At 70.8% G+C, this 3,995-nt stretch carries 3 protein-coding genes; all 3 read left to right on the top strand.

What is annotated here, in order from left to right; translation table 11 throughout:
* Positions 1 to 205 precede the first annotated feature (205 nt).
* Positions 206 to 1,336 (top strand): ADP-forming succinate--CoA ligase subunit beta, encoded by a 1,131-nt coding sequence (sucC, locus tag ACIBJB_RS47425; RefSeq protein WP_398940385.1) that lies wholly within the window; start codon positions 206 to 208, stop codon positions 1,334 to 1,336.
* Positions 1,337 to 1,347: 11 nt separating this feature from the next.
* Complete coding sequence (gene sucD / locus ACIBJB_RS47420) at positions 1,348 to 2,253, top strand: succinate--CoA ligase subunit alpha (protein WP_398940384.1); 906 nt, start codon at positions 1,348 to 1,350, stop codon at positions 2,251 to 2,253.
* Positions 2,254 to 2,347: 94 nt separating this feature from the next.
* Positions 2,348 to 3,904 (top strand): aldehyde dehydrogenase family protein, encoded by a 1,557-nt coding sequence (locus ACIBJB_RS47415; protein WP_398940383.1) that lies wholly within the window; start codon positions 2,348 to 2,350, stop codon positions 3,902 to 3,904.
* Positions 3,905 to 3,995: the final 91 nt, after the last annotated feature.

Genomic DNA, 3,995 nt, shown 5'->3' with positions numbered 1-3,995 from the left:
GTCCTCGACACAAGCCACCTCACTTGTCCGTTGCCTTGAGCGTCCTGGCGATGCGCTGATCTGGCCCCTGTTCCGCACATTGCATACAGTCGACGAATACTGTATGAAGATTGTTATCCCGCATCCGGTGGGTGATGTCCAGGGGGCGTGCACCACTTTTCGGTCGCTTTTCAGTCGTGCATCACTTTCAGACGGGAGCCTCATCATGGACCTGTACGAACATCAGGCCCGGGCCCTCTTCGAGGAACACGGAATCCCGGTGCCTAGGGCGGAGGTCACCGACTCGCCCCAGGAGGCCCGTGCGATCGCCCGCCGACTCGGCGGCAGCGTCGTCGTCAAGGCGCAGGTCAAGACCGGAGGCCGGGGCAAGGCGGGCGGTGTCCGGCTCGCCGCCGACCCGGCGGAGGCCGAGCGGGCGGCACGCCGGATCCTCGGCATGGACATCAGGGGACACACGGTCGGCAAGGTCATGCTGGCCCAGCCCGTCGACATCGAGACCGAGTTCTACGTCGCCTACGTTCTCGACCGGGCCGCGGGCCGGTTCCTGGCCATCGCCTCGGCTCAGGGCGGCATGGAGATAGAGGAGGTCGCCCAGGCCCGCCCGGAGGCGGTCGCCCGTATACACATCGACCCCGCCGAGGGTGTCACCTCGGCGAAGGCGGGCCAGATCGCCGAGGCGGCCGGACTGCCACCGCAGACCGTCGACGTTCTCGTACGACTGTGGGAGGTACTGGTCCGCCAGGACGCCGTCCTCGTCGAGGTCAACCCGCTCGTCCGCACCCGGCAGGGGCACATCCTCGCCCTCGACGGCAAGGTCACCCTCGACGACAACGCCCGCTTCCGGCAGGCCCGTTGGAGTACCGAGAGCATCGCGTACGACGATCAGCTGGAGGCGGCCGCCGCCGCGAAGGGCCTCAACTACGTCAAGCTCGACGGCGGGGTCGGCGTCGTCGGCAACGGCGCCGGCCTGGTCATGTCGACCCTGGACGTGGTCGCCGGCTGCGGGGCCCGTCCCGCCAACTTCCTCGACATCGGCGGCGGTGCCTCGGCCCAGGTCATGGCCGACGGACTGACGGTCATCCTGTCGGACCCGGCGGTGAAGTCCGTGTTCGTCAACGTCTTCGGCGGCATCACCACCTGCGACGCGGTCGCCGCCGGCATCGTCCGGGCCCTGGACGAGGTCCGGCTCACCAAGCCGCTCGTCGTGCGCCTCGACGGCAACAACGCCGCCCGCGGCCGGGCCGTACTCGACGAGCGCGCCCACCCTCTGGTCCAGCAGGCCACCACCATGGACGGCGCCGCCCGCCGTGCCGCCGAGCTCGCCGACACCAGTTGAAGGAGCGGGACATGGCCATCTTCCTGACCAAGGAGTCCAGGGTCCTCGTCCAGGGCATGACCGGCGGCGAGGGCATGAAACACACCCGGCGCATGCTCGCGGCGGGCACCCACGTGGTCGGCGGCGTCAATCCGCGCAAGGCCGGCCAGAGGGTCGACTTCGACGACCGTGTCGTACCCGTCTTCGGCTCGGTCGCCGACGGCATACGGGCGACCGGAGCGGACGTCACCGTCGTCTTCGTGCCACCCGCCTTCGCCAAAGCGGCAGTTGTCGAAGCCGCCGACGCCGGGATCGGACTGGCCGTCGTCATCACGGAAGGCATCCCCGTCCACGACTCCGTCGCCTTCACCTCGTACGCGAAAAAGAAGGGGACCCGGATCGTCGGCCCCAACTGCCCCGGCCTGATCACCCCCGGCCAGTCCAACGCGGGCATCATCCCCGCGGACATCACCCGGTCCGGGCGGGTCGGTCTGGTGTCCAAGTCGGGCACGCTCACCTACCAACTCATGTACGAGCTGCGCGACATCGGCTTCTCCACCTGTGTCGGCATCGGCGGAGACCCCGTCGTCGGCACTACCCACATCGACTGCCTGGCGGCCTTCCAGGACGACCCCGACACCGAACTGATCGTCCTCATCGGAGAGATCGGCGGGGACGCCGAGGAGCGGGCGGCCGCGTACATCCGTGAGCACGTCACCAAGCCCGTCGTCGGCTACATCGCCGGATTCACCGCGCCCGAGGGCAGGACCATGGGCCACGCGGGCGCCATCGTGTCCGGTTCCGCGGGCACCGCGCAGGCGAAAAAGGCGGCGCTGGAGGCGGCCGGCGTCAAGGTCGGGAACACCCCCACCGAGACGGCCCGCCTCGTGCTCGCGCTGCTGAACACGGTTCGCGAGGACACCGCCCGCGAGGCCTGACCCGGAACCACACGACGGCGGACGGAGATTCGTCCGCTCCGCCGCGACCACCCACACCCCGCCCCCGACTGTGCACCGAGAGCGGAGACATCGCATGACCACCACCCTCAACTCAACCCACCTCGTGGTGAAGTCCGGCACCTCCTGGAACGACGCCTGGCAGCGCTGCCTCGCCGTCGCCCCCGAGGCCTTCCGGGACGACCGCGTCCTCAACCTCTGGGCCTCCGCCTGGCGGGCCGACGGCCGGGCCCTGCCCGCCACCAGCCCCGTCGACGGCAGCCCGATCGCCGGCCCGCCGCGCCTGGACCGGGAAGCCGCCCACCAGGCCGTCCGCGCCTCCCTCGATCAGCACCGCGCCTGGCGGCACATCCGGCTCGAAGAGCGCCGGGCCCGCGTCGCCGCCACCCTCGACGCCCTCACCCAGCACCGCGAACTCCTCGCACTCCTGCTGGTCTGGGAGATCGGCAAGCCCTGGCGTCTCGCGCAGGCGGACGTCGACCGGGCCATCGACGGCGTGCGCTGGTACGTCGACGGCATCGAGCCGATGCTCGAGGGCCGGGCCCCGCTGGACGGCCCGGTGTCCAACATCGCGAGCTGGAACTACCCGATGAGCGTGCTCGTTCACGCCATGCTGGTGCAGGCACTGGCGGGCAACGCGGTCATCGCCAAGACCCCGACCGACGGCGGCGTCGCCTGCCTCACCCTGGCCTGCGCGCTCGCCGCCCGCGAGGGCATCCCCGTCACCCTCGTCAGCGGCAGCGGGGGAGAGCTGTCCGAGGCGCTGGTGCGAGCGCCCGAGATCGGCTGTGTCTCCTTCGTCGGCGGCCGCGACACCGGAGCCGCCGTCGCCACGGCCGTCGCCGACCTCGGCAAGCGTCACATACTCGAACAGGAGGGACTCAACACCTGGGGCATCTGGAACCACACCGACTGGGACGCGCTGACCGCCGTCATCCCCAAGCTCTTCGACTACGGCAAACAGCGCTGCACCGCCTACCCCCGGTTCGTCGTCCAGCGCGAGCTGTTCGACGAGTTCCTGGCGGCCTACCTTCCCGCGGTGCGCACCCTGCGCCTGGGGCACCCGCTCGCCGTCGAGCACCCGGACGACCCCTACCCGGCACTGGACTTCGGGCCGGTGATCAACGCGGCCAAGGCGAAGGAACTGCGCGACCAGGTCGCCGAGGCCATCGACCGCGGAGCCGTCCCGGTCCACCGCGGCAGCGAGGCGGACGCCCGCTTCCTGTCCGGCCAGGACACCTCCGCGTACGTCCAGCCCGTCACCCTCCTCAACCCGCCCCGGTCCTCGCCCCTGCACCACGCGGAACCCTTCGGCCCGGTCGACACCATCGTCCTGGTCGACACCGAGGCGGAACTGCTCGCCGCGATGAACGCCTCCAACGGTGCCCTGGTGGCCACCCTGTCCACCGACGACCGGGCCACCTTCGACCGGCTCGCCCCGCAGATCCGCGCGTTCAAGGTCGGTCACGGCAAGCCGCGTTCTCGCGGTGACCGGGACGAGCTGTTCGGCGGGTTCGGCGCCTCCTGGCGCGGCGCCTTCGTCGGCGGCGAACTGCTGGTGCGCGCGGTCACCCGGGGCCCGGCCGACGAGCGGCTGCCCGGGAACTTCCCCGAGTACCAGCTGATGCCGTGAGGCGAGTCCGGGTGGCGCCCCGCGAAGGGGCGGTCGCCCGGCCACCGGCGAACACACGACGACGCAGAGATGGGGTGGCGAGCATGACGTT

The organism is Streptomyces sp. NPDC050759 (genome assembly GCF_044456945.1).
GTDB lineage: Bacteria > Actinomycetota > Actinomycetes > Streptomycetales > Streptomycetaceae > Streptomyces.
Note: the sequence above shows the minus strand (reverse complement) of the source record. Positions and strands in the feature narration are given on the sequence as shown.

Bases quoted from the DNA above. Each gene is read 5' to 3' on its own strand.
- sucD (WP_398940384.1), top strand. From the start codon at position 1,348: ATGGCCATCTTCCTGACCAAGGAGTCCAGGGTCCTCGTCCAGGGCATG.
- ACIBJB_RS47415 (WP_398940383.1), top strand. From the start codon at position 2,348: ATGACCACCACCCTCAACTCAACCCACCTCGTGGTGAAGTCCGGCACC.
- sucC (WP_398940385.1), top strand. From the start codon at position 206: ATGGACCTGTACGAACATCAGGCCCGGGCCCTCTTCGAGGAACACGGA.